This window comes from Flavobacterium xanthum (assembly GCF_900142695.1).
Taxonomy (GTDB): Bacteria; Bacteroidota; Bacteroidia; order Flavobacteriales; family Flavobacteriaceae; genus Flavobacterium; species Flavobacterium xanthum.
Genome location: NZ_FRBU01000010.1, coordinates 26,433 through 46,165, shown reverse-complemented (window position 1 = coordinate 46,165; position 19,733 = coordinate 26,433). Strand labels below are relative to the sequence as shown.

16 protein-coding genes are annotated in these 19,733 nt (G+C 34.6%); 4 read left to right on the top strand and 12 right to left on the bottom strand.

Translation table 11 applies throughout. The annotated features are described in order from the left end of the window. Nucleotides 1-4: 4 nt before the first annotated feature. Both BUC11_RS06030 and BUC11_RS06025 read left to right on the top strand, forming a co-directional pair. Nucleotides 5-1,810, top strand: coding sequence for a peptide MFS transporter (locus BUC11_RS06030; protein WP_073352771.1), 1,806 nt, complete (start codon nucleotides 5-7; stop codon nucleotides 1,808-1,810). Between the two features lie 42 nt (nucleotides 1,811-1,852). Next, nucleotides 1,853-2,311, top strand: coding sequence for a thioredoxin family protein (locus BUC11_RS06025; RefSeq protein WP_073352770.1), 459 nt, complete (start codon nucleotides 1,853-1,855; stop codon nucleotides 2,309-2,311). A 5-nt stretch (nucleotides 2,312-2,316) separates the two neighbouring features. Here the strand turns inward: BUC11_RS06025 and BUC11_RS06020 are convergent, their stop codons facing one another. From BUC11_RS06020 to surE, 5 genes are all read right to left on the bottom strand, one after another. Continuing rightward, nucleotides 2,317-4,353: a ComEC/Rec2 family competence protein gene (locus BUC11_RS06020; RefSeq protein WP_073352769.1), complete on the bottom strand. Its 2,037-nt coding sequence runs from the start codon at nucleotides 4,351-4,353 to the stop codon at nucleotides 2,317-2,319. Between the two features lie 95 nt (nucleotides 4,354-4,448). Further along, nucleotides 4,449-4,967: a C40 family peptidase gene (locus tag BUC11_RS06015; protein WP_073352768.1), complete on the bottom strand. Its 519-nt coding sequence runs from the start codon at nucleotides 4,965-4,967 to the stop codon at nucleotides 4,449-4,451. A gap of 46 nt (nucleotides 4,968-5,013) precedes the next feature. After that, nucleotides 5,014-6,126 (bottom strand): lipid-A-disaccharide synthase, encoded by a 1,113-nt coding sequence (gene lpxB / locus BUC11_RS06010; protein ID WP_073352767.1) that lies wholly within the window; start codon nucleotides 6,124-6,126, stop codon nucleotides 5,014-5,016. Between the two features lie 81 nt (nucleotides 6,127-6,207). Beyond that, nucleotides 6,208-6,480 carry a hypothetical protein gene (locus BUC11_RS06005; RefSeq protein ID WP_073352766.1) on the bottom strand — a complete coding sequence of 91 codons (273 nt, stop codon included), beginning with the start codon at nucleotides 6,478-6,480 and terminating at the stop codon, nucleotides 6,208-6,210. Beyond that, nucleotides 6,473-7,252: a 5'/3'-nucleotidase SurE gene (surE, locus tag BUC11_RS06000; protein WP_073352765.1), complete on the bottom strand. Its 780-nt coding sequence runs from the start codon at nucleotides 7,250-7,252 to the stop codon at nucleotides 6,473-6,475. Before surE ends, BUC11_RS06005 begins: the two co-directional genes overlap by 8 nt. Nucleotides 7,253-7,459: 207 nt before the next feature. Here surE and BUC11_RS05995 point away from each other — a divergent pair, with 207 nt between their 5' ends. Next, on the top strand, nucleotides 7,460-9,637 hold the full coding sequence (locus BUC11_RS05995; RefSeq protein ID WP_073352764.1) for a carboxy terminal-processing peptidase: 2,178 nt from the start codon (nucleotides 7,460-7,462) through the stop codon (nucleotides 9,635-9,637). Nucleotides 9,638-10,027: 390 nt separating this feature from the next. Here BUC11_RS05995 and rodA read toward each other — a convergent pair whose 3' ends face one another. The 6 genes from rodA to purH form a co-directional block, all read right to left on the bottom strand. Next, nucleotides 10,028-11,263 carry a rod shape-determining protein RodA gene (gene rodA / locus BUC11_RS05990; RefSeq protein WP_073352763.1) on the bottom strand — a complete coding sequence of 412 codons (1,236 nt, stop codon included), beginning with the start codon at nucleotides 11,261-11,263 and terminating at the stop codon, nucleotides 10,028-10,030. 5 nt (nucleotides 11,264-11,268) lie between these two features. Beyond that, entirely contained in the window at nucleotides 11,269-13,221 is a 1,953-nt protein-coding gene (gene mrdA, locus BUC11_RS05985) for a penicillin-binding protein 2 (protein WP_073352762.1), read from the bottom strand. Then, a complete protein-coding gene (gene mreD, locus BUC11_RS05980; RefSeq protein WP_066083022.1) occupies nucleotides 13,218-13,724 on the bottom strand; it encodes a rod shape-determining protein MreD in 507 nt (168 codons plus the stop codon). The genes mrdA and mreD overlap by 4 nt, the downstream gene beginning before the upstream one ends. Then, complete coding sequence (gene mreC, locus BUC11_RS05975) at nucleotides 13,717-14,541, bottom strand: rod shape-determining protein MreC (RefSeq protein WP_073352761.1); 825 nt, start codon at nucleotides 14,539-14,541, stop codon at nucleotides 13,717-13,719. Before mreC ends, mreD begins: the two co-directional genes overlap by 8 nt. A gap of 100 nt (nucleotides 14,542-14,641) precedes the next feature. Then, nucleotides 14,642-15,670, bottom strand: coding sequence for a rod shape-determining protein (locus tag BUC11_RS05970; protein ID WP_066083017.1), 1,029 nt, complete (start codon nucleotides 15,668-15,670; stop codon nucleotides 14,642-14,644). A gap of 53 nt (nucleotides 15,671-15,723) precedes the next feature. Beyond that, entirely contained in the window at nucleotides 15,724-17,250 is a 1,527-nt protein-coding gene (gene purH, locus BUC11_RS05965; RefSeq protein WP_073352760.1) for a bifunctional phosphoribosylaminoimidazolecarboxamide formyltransferase/IMP cyclohydrolase, read from the bottom strand. A gap of 197 nt (nucleotides 17,251-17,447) precedes the next feature. On the opposite strand from purH, the gene BUC11_RS05960 reads away from it, so the two are divergent. After that, nucleotides 17,448-18,698, top strand: a complete 1,251-nt coding sequence (locus BUC11_RS05960; RefSeq protein ID WP_073352759.1) for an ABC transporter permease — start codon at nucleotides 17,448-17,450, stop codon at nucleotides 18,696-18,698. A gap of 120 nt (nucleotides 18,699-18,818) precedes the next feature. Here BUC11_RS05960 and accD read toward each other — a convergent pair whose 3' ends face one another. Then, complete coding sequence (accD, locus tag BUC11_RS05955) at nucleotides 18,819-19,673, bottom strand: acetyl-CoA carboxylase, carboxyltransferase subunit beta (protein ID WP_073352758.1); 855 nt, start codon at nucleotides 19,671-19,673, stop codon at nucleotides 18,819-18,821. Nucleotides 19,674-19,733: the final 60 nt, after the last annotated feature.

Below are 19,733 nucleotides of genomic sequence, written 5' to 3'. Positions count from 1 at the left end.
TAATATGAGTGAAAATACTACAGATCAATTTTTTAAAAGTACCGTTCTAGGACATCCAGCGGGATTATTCGTTTTATTCTTCACAGAGATGTGGGAGCGTTTCTCATTCTACGGAATGCGTTCTTTATTGATTTTATTTTTAACAGCTTCCTTTACAGATGGTGGCTGGGAATGGACTCGTGAAAATGCGTCTGCATTATTTGGATCTTATGTAGGTTTGGTTTATTTATCTACCATGTTAGGGGGGTATTTTGCCGATAAAGTAATTGGTTTTAGATGGGCTGTTGTTGTTGGAGCTACTTTAATGACTTTAGGACACGCTTCAATGGCTGTCGAAACTGAATTTTCTATTTATTTGGGATTAGTATTGTTAGTTTTTGGAAATGGTTTCTTTAAACCAAACATGACATCAATCGTTTCTGAAATGTACAAAGACCGTCCAGAAAAGAAAGATGGTGCATATACTTTATTTTATATGGGTGTAAATGCCGGAGCGTTCTTCGGGATTTTACTTTGTGGTTATTTAGGTGAAAAAGTAGGTTGGACTTACGGATTTGGTTTAGCCGGAATCTTTATGTTCTTTGGAATGTTACAGTTTTGGTTGTCTCAAGATATCTTTGGTGACATTGGTTTGAAACCAAATAAAGAAAGCAAAGCAAAAGCGGAAGCATTGGATACAGATAAAAGAAATCCTTTTTCTCCAATACAATTAGCAGCAATAGCTTTCTCTTCTATTTTAGCTTTATTATGGCTTGTAAATGATCCCGCTTCAAAAATATCGGGAGGTAAAGTGAACATTTTTTCTTTCTTAGGTCCTAATGGAAACGCTATTGCTATTGTTTCTGCTTTAGTCGTATTTATTATATTGTTGATTTACAGATTTACTCAATATTCTAAAATCACCAAAGAAAAATTAATTGCGGTTACATTTTTCGCATTTCTGACAATTTTCTTTTGGGCAATTTTTGAACAATCACCAAACAGTTTAACCATTTTTGCCAGTGATTATACGGATCGTGTTTTAACAGGCAATTGGAGTGTGGTGTTTTTAGTGATGAATTCATTAATCACTATTTTGCCTTTGGTAATTATTACTTGGGTATTAATTTTATTATTCAAACAGACCTTTAAATTCTATGCCCTTGCAAATATTATTCTAAGTGTAAGTTTTATCATTATTTGGGCAATAGCAATCTGGATGTTGACAAAAGATTATTATACAGCAGGTTATTTATCATTATCAGATTCAACTTTGCAAGCATTGAAAATTGATAAAGTTACCACGGCCTTAACGGAAGTTCCAGCCACTTGGTTTTCTACCCTAAACTCTTTGTTTATTATTTCGTTAGCACCGTTATTCTCTAAATGGTGGGAAAGTAAATACAATCCTTCTGCGAATTTGAAATACGGAATCGGAATGGGATTATTAGCCCTTGGAATGGCTTGTGTAGCTTTTGGAGCAAGCGGAATCGAAGCAGGTGCAAAAACAGCTTCGGTAAGTATGATTTGGTTGATTCTGGTGTATCTTTTCCATACTATGGCTGAATTGTGTATTTCTCCGGTTGGATTGTCTTATGTGAGTAAGCTAGTTCCGGCTCGTATGATTGCATTTATGTTTGGTGTTTGGTATTTAGCGGTAGCAATCGGGATGAAAGGTGCCGGTATGTTTGGAGAAAATATTGATAAAATTGCCAATGAACACGGATTGAGTTACTTCTTTTGGATGTTGACTATCATCTCTATTGTAGTTGCTTTATTCTCTGTAGCGATGACTCCAGTTATTAAAAAACTGATGCACGGTGTTCGTTAAATTAGGCATCATTTTTGAATTCGAATGATTAAAGTTATAAATATGAAGAAAATTATAGTTGCTTTGTTATTGTTTGCAGGCTCATTTGCCGCTGAAGCACAAGAATTAGTTTGGGAAACCAATGTCACCAAGGCAATGGCAATTTCTACTGAAACCAAGAAACCACTACTGCTATTTTTTACGGGAAGTGATTGGTGCGGCTGGTGTATTCGTTTGCAAAAAGAGGTTTTGAAAACTCCTGAATTTGCGGCTTGGGCCAAGGAAAATGTGGTTTTAGTCGAACTGGATTATCCAAGGAAAGTGCCACAGACAGAAGATATTAAAAAACAGAATACTGAGTTGCAAATGGCTTTTGGAATTCAAGGATTTCCGACCATTATATTGGCAAATGCTACCACAAAAGAGGGTAAAGTCAATTTTGAAGGCATTGGAAGTACAGGCTATGTTGCCGGTGGACCTACAGCTTGGTTGGCTGTAGCAAATGGTTTTCTGAAGAAATAAAATTCTTAATTCAATTTATAAAATCCCTTTTCGCCAGTTGCGTGAAAAGGGATTTTCTGTTTTTCACAACTGGCTTTCCATAGTTTTTGTATGTTTTTAAAGTTGGATGCATCAGCTATAACTAATTTGGGTTTCATTTCGTGGAACAAACGGTCTGCGTTTATTTTTACGGATTGTGTCAATACGATAATATCGGGCTTGATGTTTTTGGGATAAATTCCGGAGCTATCTAACACAAAAATCTTTTTTCCATTAAAGAAAATGAAATTTTGAAGTCGTTTTTTCTGTTTCAAAGTGCTAAAGTTTCCAATCCGATAGGATTTTAAAAGACTGTTTTTTTGTGCAGTTTTCAAAATGCTGTCGTTGGCATAAACCAAAATGTTTTCGCCTTTTCTTTCTGTAATTAAGGTGCTTTTTTTGCTGTTGAAAACCACTAATTCTTGTTCTGTTTGAATTTTCCACTGTATTTTAAAATAGGAAAATTGTAAAATGAGAATGGAAATCAAAACCAAAGCCAGTTTATTAAAACTCGGTTTTTTGAACCAAAGGATTACCGTAAACAATAATAAATAACCACTGAGCAACAGATAAAAATGAAGTGGAATATCCTGAATAATGAACTGTTCCAAAGAAGCAATTGCATTGATGATTTTGTTTAAATAATAAATACACCATTCCAACAGTTGGGACAAGAATACGGGAATCATGTTGAACGCCGCCAAAAGCATCACCAAAACGCCTAAAATCATAATGATACTCAGTAGCGGAATAATGATTAGATTGGTAATAAAAAACAAACCGGGAAACTGATGGAAATAATAAATGCTGAGTGGTAAAGTACCAATTTGGGCGGCAAAGGATACTGTGAGAATATCCCAAATATATTTTGAAACCTTATATTTTGGTTTCCAAATGGAGGATAAAAGCGGTTGCAGCCAAATGATGAAAAACAATGCGATGTAGCTTAATTGAAAACCAACATCAAATAAGAACGAAGGTTCGACTAGTAGAATTAGCAATACAGAAACTAGTAAGGTGTGGTAGATATTGACTTTTCTGCGAAGATGATTTCCTATGGCGACAAAGGAAAACATCGTTACAGAGCGCACTACCGAAGGGGCTAATCCGGCAATTATCCCGAACATCGATAACGATAGGAGAATAATGATTAACTTAATAAATGAACCCCGCTTGCTATTGGGAATTGGTTTTAGAATGAAGGTTACAAAAAGCAATATAAAGCCAATGTGTAATCCGGAAACGGATAAAATATGAACCGCTCCTGCAAATTGATAATCCCGAATAATGTCTAGTGAAATATCTTGTTGTTGTCCCATTATTAAGGCAATGGCAACGTTTAGTTCTGTTTTGTTGAAGTTGTTTTTTTTTAAATTTCGAATAATCCGTGTTCTTAATTTAGAGGAATAATACCAGATATTTTTCTCTACTTCTGTTCCAATTTTTATTTCGTCAACATCAGCATATAGTTGCGCATAGATTTGTTTGATTTCAAGGTATTTGCTGTAGTCAAATTGGTTCGGATTATTGGGAGGTTTGTTTTTTGTTAAGGTCCCTTTGATCAACAAAGAATTCCCAACTTCAAGAACGTGATGCAAACTGTCGTTTTGGATGTTCAATATGATTCTGCCGGTTTGTTCTTTCTGACCAATATGATTGATAATAGCAAGGTAGCGATCGCTAAAAGTAGAACTTTTCATTTTTTCTCGAATCGTTAAAGAAATGAATTGCGGTTGTTCAAAAACTGCCGTGTTGTGAATATAATTGCTTCTTTGGAAATAATCAGTATGTGCTATTTGGGTTGAAATTCCGATGATAAAAGACAAAAAATAAGTCCCAATTCCAAAATAGAGCGTTAACTTTTTTCTGTTTTTTGACAAAAAATAAAGCACACCAAAAATACTGGACGATGTGACAAGCGCAATAAAAACTGCCGATGTGGAAGGTTGCAGGTAAAAAGCAAAAAGTAAACCTAATATAAACCCGATCGTAATTCTTGCCAGTGGGAATTGTAGTACCTTCATAACTCTAAAGTACACATTTTTAGTAAGAAACGGATTTATTTGTTTTTAGATTTTTATAATTCCAAAAGCTAAATTTTCCCCAAAAAGAGTACTAGTTAAAGTATTCTGTTAATCTGAACAAAGGTTTTTTGGTAATACGGTTCTTTGGTCGAGGAAATAATTACTCCTTTTGAGGTCGAGGAATGAATGAATTTTATTTCTTCATCGGTGGCTTCAATCACAATTCCAACGTGATTTATTGCTTTGTTTTTATTGGTTTTAAAGAATATCAAATCGCCTTTTTGAGCTTGATCTTTTTTAGAGTTTAAAACAACACCTATTTTCGATTGTTGAAACGAGTTGCGCGGCAGACTAATATTTTCTGAATTAAAGACGGTATAAACTAATCCGGAACAGTCATAACCCGCTTTAGTTGTTCCTGCATATTTATATTTCACACCCAAGTTATCGGCAGCTGTGTCAATTAATTGTTCTGCTAATTGGTTTGTTTTTCTCTTTTCAGATCGAGATAATTTCTCTATTGGCTCTCCTTTTTTCGAAGTTACTATTGGAGATGTCGATTTACAAGAAGTAAAAAAAATGATAATGAAGAGTAGGAATACAATATGTTTCAAAAGAGTTTTTTTAAGTTGATATTAAGATCAGAAATTAAATTGGAGCTTAATTTAAATCATTTACAATCAATGCAGCTGTTTTTTCACTGGCTCCAATTCCGCCTAATTGCTCTTCTAATAACGCATATTTTTCTAAAAGCGTATTGCGATGGTCCGTTTTTAATATTTTTTCGAGTTCTTCCCGAATGCGTTTTGTAGTGCATTCGTCTTGAATTAACTCAGTTACCACTTCTTCATCCATGATCAAATTCACTAATGAGATGTATTTCAACGTGATGATTCGTTTCGCGATTTGGTAGGAAGTCCAACTGCCTTTATAACAAACAACTTCAGGAACTTTGAATAATGCCGTTTCCAGTGTTGCGGTGCCGGATGTTACTAATGCCGCAGTTGCATTTCGCAATAAATCATAGGTTTTGTTTGAGATGAATTTTATGTTTTCTTGCGTGATAAACTCTTTATAAAAAGAAAATTCCTGACTTGGCGCACCCGCAATTACAAATTGATATTCGGGAAAATCTTTTACAACGCTTAGCATTACACTTAGCATTTTAGTAATTTCTTGCTTTCGGCTGCCGGGTAAAATAGCAATAATTGGTTTATCGTTTAATTGGTTTTCTTTTCTGAAAAGAACGGAATCAACTGCTGGTTGGTTGTGAATAGCATCAATCAGTGGATGACCAACAAATTCCACTGGGAAATGATGTTTGTCTTCGTAAAACTTTTTTTCGAAAGGCAAAATCACACACATTTTATCAATATCGCGCTTAATATCTGTAATTCTACTTTCTTTCCAAGCCCAAATTTGGGGAGAAATATAGTAATGAGTTTTCATTCCCAATGCTTTCGCCCATTTGGCAATTCGCAAATTAAAACCAGGATAATCAATGAATATAAGAACGTCAGGCTGAAATTCAAGAATGTCTTTTTTACAGATTTTAATGTTGTTCAGAATCGTTTTTAAATTAAAAATCACTTCAATAAATCCCATGAATGCTAATTCACGATAGTGTTTCACTAAAGTTCCGCCAACATTTTTCATTAAATCACCGCCCCAAAACCGAATGTCAGCAGTTGGATCTTTTTTGTACAGCTCTTTCATCAAATTTGAACCGTGCAAATCACCTGAAGCTTCTCCCGCAATTATATAATATTTCATGTTTTTTGATTTGGAATTTTTAAAATCAAACGGATAAAATCATTTTTGTTGGAATCATTTTATACAGTTGCAAAGATAAACTTAAATAAATAAAGTGAGTATAGCCAAGGCAATGACTGCCAAAACTACCCCGCGAGCCATTATTTCTTTATTTATTTTGAGTAAAATTCCAAATGCTACAAGCGTCAAGATCGATCCCAATGTGATTAGCTTCCCTAAATTACCTTGAGATTTCATGATTTGAATTCCAGCGATAAATGTGAACTCCGTAAAAAAGGTTATAAAGAGATACGAGCCAAGTAGTGTTGTTGCAATCCCGATTAAAAATCCGAGCAATACGTCTTTTTTATTCATTCCATTTCCAGGTGTTAAGTTGCTGAATAGCGTGATGCGCAGTCAAGTCAAATTGCACTGGAACTACAGATACAAAGCCATTTTCTAAAGCCCATTCATCTGTATCTTCTCCTTTGTCTTGGTTTACAAATTCGCCTGCAAGCCAGTAATAGTCTCTTCCTTGCGGTGTTTTTCTTTTGTCAAATTTCTCTACCCAGATTGCTTTCGCTTGACGACAAATCCGAATCCCTTTGATGTCTTCTTCTTTTAATTTTGGAAAATTTACATTCAAAACTACGCCTTCTGGAAGTCCGTTGTCAAGAACTTCTACTGATATTTTACGTATAAAAGATTTTATGGTGTCGAAATCCGCATTCCAATCGTAATCCAATAACGAGAACCCAATAGCTGGAATTCCTTCTATTCCTGCTTCAACGGCGGCACTCATTGTTCCGGAATAAATCACGTTTATGGAAGAATTTGAACCATGATTCACACCCGAAACACATAAATCGGGTTTTCGTTTTAAAATTTCGTTAACAGCCAGTTTTACACAATCTACAGGGGTTCCGGAACAACTATATTCTAAGAAAGGATCGTTGTCTTTAGATAATTCATTCAAATATAATGTGCTGTTGATGGTAATGGCGTGACCCATGGCGCTTTGTGGTGTGTCTGGCGCAACCACAACGATTTCTCCTAATTCAGCCATAATCGATATTAAAGCTCTAAGTCCTGGCGCAGATACACCATCGTCATTCGTTATTAAAATTAAAGGTCTAGATTTTTTCATTAGTATTTTGGCAAAAAAAGATTGATTTTTATGATATTGATGGCAAATGTAATGACACAGAATGGGATTAAGTAAACAAAAGATAAAAATTTGTTATCTTGAATCATTTAGCTTAATAAAAAAAAACTATTTTATATCTTTAACAAAATATTAGGGGAGCTCTGCTACTGTTGGCATAGTTTTTACCTTATATTAGAATAAAAATTCATGAATACCATTCTTAACTTTATGAAAAGAAATTATAAAATTATTCTCGTTGTCGTATTTATTTCGGTGACTTTGTTTGCTTTTAAAATGAATGCGCCAAAAGCAAATGATCCAGAAAAAGATAAACTCCTTTTGGAATTATTAACTTTTGTTATTGAAAAAGGACATTATAGCCCAGCAACGATTGATGATACTTTTTCGAAAGGCATTTACAAGGATTATATCGAAGCTTTGGATCCTTCCAAAAGATTTTTTCTGCAAGCTGATATTGATGAATTTTCTAAATTCGAGTTGCAGCTGGACGATCAGTTATTGAACAAAGATTTGAGTTTCTTCAATCTTACCTATGATCGTTTAATGAAAAGAATGAAGGAAAGTACGACGATTTATAAAGACGTTTTAAGTAAACCTTTTGACTACAGTATTGATGAAAGTTTCAATATTGATTATGAGAAAGCGCCTTATCCTAAAAACAATACAGAACTCAATGATAAATGGAGAAAGCAAATCAAATTGTCTACACTTTCCTCTCTTATTGATAAACAAAAATTAGAGGAAGACAAGAAGAAAAACGACTCAAAATACAGTGTAAAATCCTTTGATGTTTTAGAGAAAGAAACCAGAGAAAGTTCAGCTAAATCGCTTGATGAGTATTTTGGTTTTATAAAAGATTTGGATAGAAATGATTGGTTTTCAGTTTATATTAATTCAATTACAGCACGTTTTGACCCGCATACTAACTACTTTGCGGCAGAGGAGAAAGAGCGTTTTGATGTAAGTATAAGCGGAAAATTAGAAGGAATAGGGGCTCGTCTTCAAAAGAAAAATGATTTGACTGAGATTTCAGAGCTAATCTCTGGCGGTCCAGCTTGGAGAGGAAAGCAATTGGAAGCGGGTGATTTAATCATGAAAGTGGCCCAAGGAAATGGCGAAGCTGTAGATGTTGTTGGGATGCGTCTAGATGATGTGGTGAAGAAAATTAAAGGACCAAAAGGTTCAGAAGTGCGTCTTACTGTTAAAAAAGTAGATGGAACCATCAAAATTATTTCAATAGTCAGAGACATTGTAGAGATCGAAGAAACGTATGCAAAGTCAAGTATTGTAAATAAAAACGGATTGAAATATGGTGTAATCTATTTACCTAAATTTTACATTGATTTTGAAAACACAGATGGAAGAGATGCCGGAAAGGATATCGCCATTGAAGTCGATCGATTAAAAAAAGCAGGTGTAAATGGAATCGTATTGGATGTACGTGATGATGGTGGTGGATCTTTGTCCACTGTTGTTGATATTGCAGGATTGTTTATTGAGCAAGGACCAATTGTTCAGATCAAATCTGCTGGTCGAAAAAAAGAGGTTTTGTACGATAGAGACAAAAAAATAGAATGGGACGGCCCATTAGTGATCATGGTAAATAGTTTTTCTGCTTCTGCTTCTGAGATTTTGGCAGCAGCCATCCAAGATTATAAAAGAGGAATTATTATTGGAAGCAAACAAACCTACGGAAAAGGGACGGTTCAAAATGTGATTGATCTAAACCAATTTGTTCGTAGTAGTTCTGTTGGAGATTTAGGTGCTATCAAAACGACCACTCAAAAATTCTATAGAATAAACGGTGGTTCAACTCAATTAGAAGGTGTACGCAGTGATGTTGTTATGCCGGATCGATACGCTTATCTAAAGATGGGTGAACGTGATGTCGACAATGCAATGCCTTGGGATAAAATTGATCAAGCAGAATATTCTGTTTGGGATAAAAATGCAAACTTTAATAAGGCGATTGCGAATAGTAAAAGTAGAATTAGTGCCAATTCACAATTTCAATTGATTGAGGAAAATGCGAAATGGATTGACAGTAGAAGCGAAGAGAATGTCTACAGTCTGAACATTGATAAGTTTAAAATTGCTCAATCTGAAATTGAAGAGAAAGCAAAAAAATACAAACCAATTGTAGATTATAAAAATGCGCTGACATTTACATCGCTACCATATGAAACGGATGCTATGAATAAAGATGTTACGTTAAAAGAGAAAAGAGAAAGATGGCATGAAGCCTTATCAAAAGATATTTATGTAGAAGAAGCGCTTAACGTTTTAGATGATTTGCAAACAAAATCAGTATCTAAAAACAGTTTACCTGTAAAATTAAAAAAAGATAAATTAGCAAAGTCGTAGTATTTCCCTTTTTTTAGTAACGATACAATTTGCAAATGCCCTAGAAATTCGATTGAATTTCTAGGGCATTTTTATTTTAGTAGTGTGGGGTTCGTGCTTTTTGGATGCTGATATTAGTTGAATAGTGTCTCTTTAAACCTGAATTTAAAGATTGTAATTATATTCAAATCGAGTTTTTTTAGAAATATAGCGGGCTCAATTTGATCTATATTAAGACAGTAACTTTTATTAACTTACTTTTGGAATTCAAGGATTGCTTATTAATAGTAGCAGTGATTTAGGGAGCATCAACTGGTTTTAATACGGTTTGTCTACGTCTAAATGGTGATGGTTTACGACTCCTGTTTTATGTGTTATATAATTAAAAGAGCAGGATTAGAAGTTATCAAGCTACCATTCGTTCACTTTATTCGCATCCATTTTTATGAATATAAATAGTAATATGGTAAACCCCCATAAACCGGAACCTCCGTATGAAAAGAAGGGCAGCGGAACTCCAATGGTTGGAAAAATGCCCACAACCATGGCAATATTTACAAAAAAGTGCATAAATAAAATCCCTGCAACACAATAACCATACACCCTACTGAATTTTGTTTTTTGCCTTTCAGCCAAATAGATTATTCTAAGTAGCAAACCAGCGAAAAGAGCTATAACAGCTAAAGAGCCAACAAATCCCCATTCTTCGCCTACTGTTGTAAAAATATAATCGGTATGCTGTTCTGGTACAAATCCTCCTTTAGTTTGCGTTCCTTCTAGGAATCCTTTTCCAAACCAACCGCCAGAGCCTATTGCAATTTCTGATTGATTAGTATTGTATCCAATACCTTTCATGTCCACAGTTTTGCCTAAAAGGATGTTGAATCGGTCCCTATGATGCTGTTTAAACACATTATCGAAGACATAGTCCACGGAGAAAACGAATCCTGAAATTAGCACGAAGAGAATACTGCTCAAAACGATATTTCTGTCTGCTAATCGAGATTTAAAGTGGACAATAATTATAACCGCTAATCCGATGAGAATGACATATTGAGGCTCTAAAACAAGCGTTAATACAAACAAAAAAATTGTTACAAAGCCAGTCCAAACATACCATGATGGAAGTCCTTCACGGTATAAAACAATGATAAATATACTATAGATTAATGCACTCCCTGGATCGGGTTGTGGTAAAATCAGCAAAACCGGTAATATTATGATGGCGAGAGCCTGCCATTGTCGAGCAACATCTTTTAGATTGATTTGGGTGTCGCTTAAATATTTTGCCAAAGCTAATGCTGTTGCTGCTTTTGCAAATTCAGAAGGCTGTATTGTGAAACTCCCTATGGCATACCAACAACGCTGTCCTGCGATAGTTTTACCAAATAAAAATAAGCCTGCTAATGTTAATAAAGAAATTCCGAAAATTATACTGGCGTATTTCTCATAGAATTTTCCGTCAACTGATAGTACAACAAAAATTAAAGGAATGGTTAGTACGATGAAAATCAATTGTTTTTCATAAGTATCTTCCATAGATGATAGGGAAGACGAATAGATGTTTAGCCAACCTAAAATAACCAATAGCGCATAAATGATTATGCTTATCCAGTCAATATTATTTGTTACACTTTGGTTTTTCATTCGGATTAAATAGCTTGTTTTTTCTCTTTTGTAGAATCTATTTTTACTTTAGCAGTTGGAATCATTGTTTTCTTTTTTAGAAGAGAATCACTAATTCTTAATTGTAATTTGACTGCTTCTGAAAGTCCACCTAATTTAGCATATTGACTTTGCAAACTAGTTGCAAGAATTCTTTTTTCTAAATCAAGTCTTGTAATTTTTTGACGTAAGTACTTTTCAATCATCAAGCTGGCGATTGGTCCAGCGATTGTAGATCCAAAGCCTCCATTTTCAACCATAATGGCAATCGCGATTTTTGGATTGTCCTTTGGTGCAAAAGCCACAAATATAGAATGATCCTTTAATTGAACTCTTTGACCTCCTATTTTTGCGAAGTTTTCAGCAGTTCCTGTTTTACCGCAAATGTCAATTCCCTCTACTTTAAGAGCGCTTGCGGTACCCATATTATAAACATCAAAAAGGCCACTTATGATTGGTTTGAAATATTTTTTGTCAATCGTGGTTACATGTTTTGTTGTAAATTTTTTATCAATTGTATGCCCTTCGATTCTTTTTATGATATGAGGAGTATAGTAATATCCTTGATTAGCTACTGTTGCCATCATATTAGCCAGTTGAATTGGCGTCATCACAACCTCTCCTTGACCTATTGAATTTGAAATAATTGTGGTACTTCTCCAACCACCATTAGGATAAATTCTTTTGTATGTTTTAGAATCTGGTATTTTACCTCTTTTACCTGTTGGCAAATCGTATCCCATAAATTGTCCAAGCCCAAAGCTTCGAATGTGATTGCTCCATACATCAACCGCTTGAGCCGGTTTAGCATATTTATTTATGGTTTTCATATAAGCCGTAGCAAAATAGGAATTGCAGGACTCATAAATACCTCGGTGTAATTGTAGGGCGCCACCTCTGCAATGACAGCGCATGAATCGACCTCTAGCATAACTAAAGCCATGATTACAACTGACAGTGGTGTTCTCGTCAATTACTCCTTCCTGAAGAGCTACGAGACCAGTCAAAATTTTGAAAGGTGAGCCAGGAGGGTATTCCGCCAACAATCCTCTGTCGTATAAAGGTTTTGCGATAGAATCGCGGTATAATTCAGTGTAGTTTTTAGATCGTTGTCGTCCTACTAATATTCCTGGGTCATAAGAAGGAGCGGTTACAAGTGCTAATATCTCTCCAGTACTTGGTTCAATGGCAACAATTCCACCTCTTTTATTTATCATTAATTCTTCCCCATATTTTTGTAGTTCCGCATCTATCGTAAGATTAATGTCTTCACCTTGCACAGCAATAGTATCGTACTTCCCGTTCTTGTAGGAGCCGATTTCACGGTTGTATTTATCTTTTTGGATGTATTTCACTCCTTTTATGCCTCGCAAGAGATCTTCATAACTCTCCTCAACACCCTGCCTTCCTATCAAATCACCACTGTTGTAATAAGGGTTTTTATCTACTAATTTTTCATTCACCTGAGTGATAAATCCAAAAACATTAGCTCCAAAAGCCACTTCGTAATCCCTAAGAGAACGCTTTTGAACATAAAATCCTTCGTATTTTCGTATTTTTTCTTGAAATGCAGCAAATTCACTTTTGTTTAACTGAGATAAAAAAACGGACGGAAGACGCGGACTATATATTGTTGCCTTTTTTATGTTTTTTATAAAAGCTTCTTTGGTGATGTTTAATAATTGGCAAAATTCTAAAGTATCTATTTTTTTTACTTCTCGAGGGATTACCATGATGTCATAAGATGCCTGATTGGCTACTAATAACTTTCCTTTTCTGTCGTAGATGTAACCTCGTTCAGGGTACTCGTATTTTTTTTTAATAGCATTATTTTCCGACTTTAACTTTAAGGTATCGTCAACCACCTGCAAATAAAAAATTCGCATCACAAGTAGAGAAGTAGCAAGAATAATTAAAGAAGGCAATAAGACTTTTCTCATCTTTTATTTGGCTTAATAAGGTATATGATGATAATACATATAATAATGGTGAATACAGTGCTTAATAATGTGGTTATTAAGGTGTCTAGGATATACGACAATTGAAATGCTTCTAGTAAAAACAAGGTAAAGTGATGAATAACTACGGACAATAATATAAAAGAGAATCGTTGTGGTGTTAAAACATCATTCAATTTTATAGTTTGGTATTCGTAACTCAATCCGAAGGCAAACTTAAAAATTGAGGGTCTGAAATAGGCTAAAACTAAACACGCCGTTGCATGTGTTCCACCTGAATTACTAAAAAGATCCATAATGATTCCAAGTAAAAAACTGGCCGCCACTAAACCAGATTTATTGCCATTTACAGGGTACAATATGATGAATAAAATATAAGGAAATGGACTGATATAGCCCAAAAAATTCATGTTGTTAAATATGATAATCTGAATGGCTAATAACAGTATAAATCGGAAAATGTTGACTAACAAGGTGCTATTCATCTTTTTCTCTTTTTTCTAAATTAGTAATTTCGTCGCGATCTTTACTTTTTATTATATAAACATGGCCCAGATTGGTCATATCATTAAAAAGTTTAACATCCAAGGTGTAAAAGTTAGTTTGAGTATCTCTATATATCTTCGCTATTGTTCCAATGTTAATGTTTTCAGGAAAAATAACCGACTGCCCTCCAGTAACAATAGTGTCTCCAATCTTTATCAATGCCAATCTTGGAAGATCAGTCAACTGAACAAAACCCGTACTTTTTCCATTCCAGTTCAATGAACCAAAATGATTGGATTTTTTAATTTTGGCATTGATCTGAGTTCGTTTGTTCAAAATGCTGATCACAGTAGCGTATTTGGGAGAGGTGTTTTCTATAATACCTATAATCCCCAAGCTATTTACAACGCCCATGTCCGTTTTTACGCCTTGCAATTCGCCTGAATTTAACGTCAGGTAATTTTCATAAACATTATAAGAGTTGTGGATTACTTTAGAAACAATTATGTCTTCTAGCTTGACGCTTTTCAAACTGTCTAATTTTCGTACTGCAGTTGTATCTTCAGCATTAAAAAGGAGGCTTTTGAGTTTGGCATTTTCAAGTGCAAGTGCGTCATTTTGAGTTTTTAAATTTAAATACTCATTTAGATTATTTACTTTTTCATAGACACCGCCACTTAAAAAGTTTGCAGAACTTATAATTTTGCTTCTATGAAAGGAATGGGACTGAATCGTAAGAGATAACGATATCCCTAAAAGCAGCAAAAACAGTATTCTGTTACTGTTTTTAAAAATAAAATTAAATATTTGCTGCATTGTTTAAAATTAAATATTTTAAATAAATCAAAAGTTAAATTCTAAATCCCAGCAGTCCAATTTTCTGAACTATAGAGTGGAATTTAGAATTTAGTTTTTCTTATTTTATCAGGATACTTTTGAATTTCACGATGTTTTTAAGGGCCATACCAGTTCCTCTAACAACGGCTCTTAATGGATCTTCTGCTATGTAAACCGGTAAGTCTGTCTTTTGAGAAATTCTTTTGTCCAATCCTCTCAACATAGATCCTCCACCAGCAAGGTAAATACCTGTGTTGTAAATGTCTGCAGCTAATTCTGGAGGTGTTTGAGATAAGGTTTCCATTACGGCATCTTCAATACGTTGTATCGATTTGTCTAACGCTTTAGCAATTTCTCTATATGAAACTTCAACTTGTTTTGGTTTACCAGTAAGCAAATCTCTACCTTGAACCGACATGTCTTCAGGAGGAGTTTCTAAATCCTCTATTGCAGCACCAATTTGGATTTTTATTTTTTCGGCCGTAGTCTCTCCTACAAAAAGATTATGTTGGGTACGCATATAATATACAATGTCATTTGTAAAGACATCACCAGCGATTTTAACTGATTTATCGCAAACAATTCCACCTAAAGCGATTACGGCAATTTCAGTTGTTCCACCGCCAATATCAACAATCATATTTCCCTTTGGCTGCATAATATCAATCCCAATACCAATAGCAGCTGCCATAGGTTCGTGGATCAAATATACTTCTTTGCCATTAACTCTTTCGCAAGACTCTTTTACGGCTCTCATCTCTACTTCAGTAATACCAGAAGGAATACAAACAACCATTCGCAATGCGGGTGTAAACATTCTTTTCTTTAAAGCGGGTATGCTTTTTATAAACAAGCTTATCATTTTTTCAGAAGCATCAAAATCAGCAATTACACCATCTTTTAAGGGTCTAATCGTCTTAATATTTTCATGTGTTTTACCCTGCATCATACTTGCTTCTTTACCTACAGCAATGATTTTGCCAGATACTCTATCTCTAGCAACTATAGATGGGCTGTCAATTACAACTTTATCATTATGTATGATTAAAGTATTAGCGGTACCAAGGTCTATCGCAATATCCTCGGTCATGAAATCAAAAAATCCCATAAGTTTTTTAAGGGTTAAAAGTTATAAATTTGTGACGGACAAAGTTAAACAAATTAATGTTTAAAATGACGAGTTCCAGTAAATACCATTGCAACTTTATTTTCGTTGCAATAATTAATGCTGAATTCATCTTTTATCGAGCCTCCTGGCTGAATTACAGCAGTTATTCCAGCTTTATGCGCTATTTCCACACAGTCTGGAAAAGGGAAAAAGGCATCGCTGGCCATCGACGCTCCGTGCAAGTCAAATCCAAAACTTTTAGCTTTTTCAATAGCCTGGAGTAAGGCGTCAACTCTAGAGGTTTGTCCAGTGCCTGAAGCAATAAGTGTGCCGTCTTTTGCAAAAACAATCGTATTGGATTTTGTATTTTTACAAATTTTAGAAGCAAATATTAAATCTTGAATTTCTTGTTCAGTAGGCGCAGTTGTAGTAACGGTTTTTAGTGCTTCTTTATTGTCAGTAATGTTATTTCTTTCCTGAATTAAGATTCCGTTTAAGCACGTTCGTACTTGTTTTTTAGGCAATGCAACCTCATTTTGTACTAATATAATTCGGTTTTTCTTTTCTTGTAAAATTGCGCTAGCTTCAGCATCATATTCTGGAGCAATTACAACTTCACAAAACAGTTTGTTTATTTCAGTAGCAGTTGCTACATCAATTTTAGTATTGGAAATCAAAACACCTCCAAAAGCTGAAGTTGGATCACAAGCCAATGCGGCTAGATATGCTTCATTAATGGTAGTTCTTGACGCTAATCCACAAGCATTATTGTGTTTTAATATGGCAAAAGTAGGGCCGTCTTTTTTAAATTCATTGATCAAATTTACTGCAGCATCTACATCTAATAAATTGTTGTAAGACAGCTCTTTCCCGTGCAATTTCTTGAACATAGCTTCAAAATCACCAAAGAAAAATCCTTTTTGGTGGGGATTTTCTCCATATCTTAAAATTTGGCCATTTTCGATGCTTTCTTTATAAATGGTCTCGTCTGTGTTGAAGTAATTAAAAATAGCGGTATCATAATGAGAAGAAACATGAAATGCTTTTGTCGCCAATAGTTTTCTGTCTTCCAATGTCGTTGCGCCATTTTGCTCCGTAATCATATCTAGTAGTAAACTATATTGATTTACTGACGCTACGATGACAGTGTCTTTGAAATTTTTTGCAGCAGCACGAATTAACGAAATACCACCAATATCAATTTTTTCAATGATATCTGCTTCAGTTGCTCCTGAAGCAACCGTTTTTTCAAAAGGATATAAGTCAACGATAACCAAGTCAATTTGGGGAATGTTAAACTCTTGCATTTGCTGAACATCACTTTCATTATCTTGGCGATTTAATATTCCTCCAAAAACTTTCGGATGCAAGGTCTTGACTCTACCACCTAAAATCGAAGGGTAGGAGGTCACATCTTCTACTGGGATTACTGGAATCCCAAGGGTTTTTATAAAATCTTCTGTTCCACCGGTAGAATAAAGTGTAACATTTTGACTGTTTAGTTGTCTTACTATAGGTTCTAATCCCTCTTTTGAAAAAACAGAGATTAAGGCCGATTGAATTGTTTTAGTTGTGCTCATTATGTAGTTATAGTTATAAAATGCAAAAATAGTTTTTTAATGTCAAAATTAAGCCATTTGAAATTGAGATAATTATAATTTTTGTAGCTATTTCATTAGCGCGATTAAAATAACAGCGCAGCACGGTAAGGAAACGCTTTTTCATTAGGTTTTTGATTAATATTTATTGAATTTTACTTTAACACAAAACAGATTGTATGCTAGTTTACCTTCGATTATTAAAAGAGAGTTTTGGTTTTGCAATGAATGCATTGACAAATAACAAGTTAAGAACCTTGCTTTCTTTGTTAGGAGTTACAATAGGAATTTTTTCGATTATAGCAGTACTTGCTGCGGTAGATTCATTAGATAGAAAAATCTCCAAAGATTTGAGCGGTTTGGATAAAAACACCATTTATTTAATCAAGTTTTCTTTTGGTCCTTCTGAAATTCCACAATGGAAAAGAGAGCAATTTCCTAATGTTAAGTATGATGAATATACCTATATGAAAGGGAGTATGACTAATACAGACCAAATGGCCTATCAAATATTTACTAGGAGAGAGTCTATTAAATATGATTCAAAAACGGTAAGTGCGATTAATATTGTTCCGGTTTCTTATGAATTTATAGACATTCAGGGTCTTGAATTCGAAAAAGGGCGTTTTTACAATGAATCCGAAGCTAATTCGGGAGCTACTGTCATTGTTTTGGGGAATGAGATTGCAAAATCCTTGTTTGAAGATGCCGAGCCCATTGGGAAAAATGTACGTTTGTATGGAAAACGTTTCACGGTAATAGGGGTTCTCAAAAAAGAAGGCTCTGGTTTATTTGGAGATAGTAATGATACGTCCGCTTATATTCCGGTCAATTTTGTCCGACAATTGTACGGGGATAATAATACATCTTTAACCAATGTCATTATTTTCAAGCCAGAAAAAGGAGTTGATATGGAAGCTTATAAAGGGGAGATATCTCAAAAATTAAGAAGCTTTAGAGGTTTGAAAGCAGGGGAGATAGACAATTTTTTTATTAATGTGTTCTCCGGTTTTACCGATCTTATTGATGGTATTTTGGGGCAAATGAACCTTGTAGGATGGATTATTAGCGGTTTTTCATTACTTGTGGGTGGTTTTGGGATTGCTAATATTATGTTTGTTTCTGTAAAAGAACGAACCAATTTAATTGGGATCCAAAAATCATTAGGAGCTAAAAATCGATTTATTATGTTTCAATTTTTATTTGAAGCAGTAATCCTGTCCGTGATTGGGGGCGTAATTGGCCTTTTGTTGGTTTGGATTATCTCTGTTATTTTAACAAAAGTATTAGATTTCGAATTCGTTTTAGGGATGGGAAATATTATATTAGGAACTGGATTAGCCGCAATAATTGGATTGATCTCTGGAATTCTTCCTGCCATTGCAGCGTCTAAATTGGATCCTGTGGAAGCAATTAGAACTGGGATGTAAATTTAGAAATAGTACTTTCTAAAAGGCATATAAATACGGCTTTCAAATTTATTTGAAAGCCGTTTTAATTTATAGCCTATTTGTTTTAACCAAAAAATCCCGATTGCTCGGGATTTTCATTTATCGAATAACGTTGTTTTGAATCAAGTCGATGTATAAGTTAATCTTATCTTTCAATTCTTTTCTTGGTGTTATAAAGTCTAAGAAACCATGTTCAAGTAAGAACTCAGCAGTCTGAAAACCTTCTGGTAAATCCTTACCGGTGGTGTCTCGTACTACTCTTGGTCCTGCAAATCCTATTAATGCGCCTGGTTCAGAGATGTTAATGTCTCCTAACATTGCATAGGAAGCAGTAGTTCCTCCTGTGGTTGGGTCCGTACAAAGTGAAATATAAGGAAGTTTAGCTTCAGCAAGTTGAGCCAGTTTTACAGATGTTTTAGCTAATTGCATCAACGAGTATGCTGCTTCCATCATTCGAGCTCCTCCTGATTTAGAAATCATTATAAAGGGCAACTTATTTGTAATAGCATGATCAATTCCACGTGCAATTTTTTCTCCTACAACAGCACCCATAGATCCACCAATGAAGGCAAAATCCATGCAGCAAATCACTACTTCTTTTCCTTTTGATTTTCCAACTCCGGTACGCACGGCATCCTTCAGTTTGGTCTTCTCCATAACATCTTTTAGGCGATCTGCATATTTCTTGGTGTCGACAAAATGCAACGGATCTTTAGAAGTCATGTTTTTATCCAATTCAACAAATTCATTATTGTCAAATAAAATTTGGAAATATTCAGCACTTCCTATTCTAACGTGAAAACCATCTTCGGGACTTACAAATAAGTTACGCGCGAGTTCGTCGGCATCAATAATTTTTCCAGTAGGTGATTTGTACCAAAGTCCTTTTGGAATGTCCATTTTGTCTTCGGTAGCAGTGGTAATCCCTTTTTCTTTTCTTTTAAACCAAGCCATATTTTTGTAATTATAAGTTATAAGTTATGAGTTATGAGTTATAAGCTATAATCCATAACT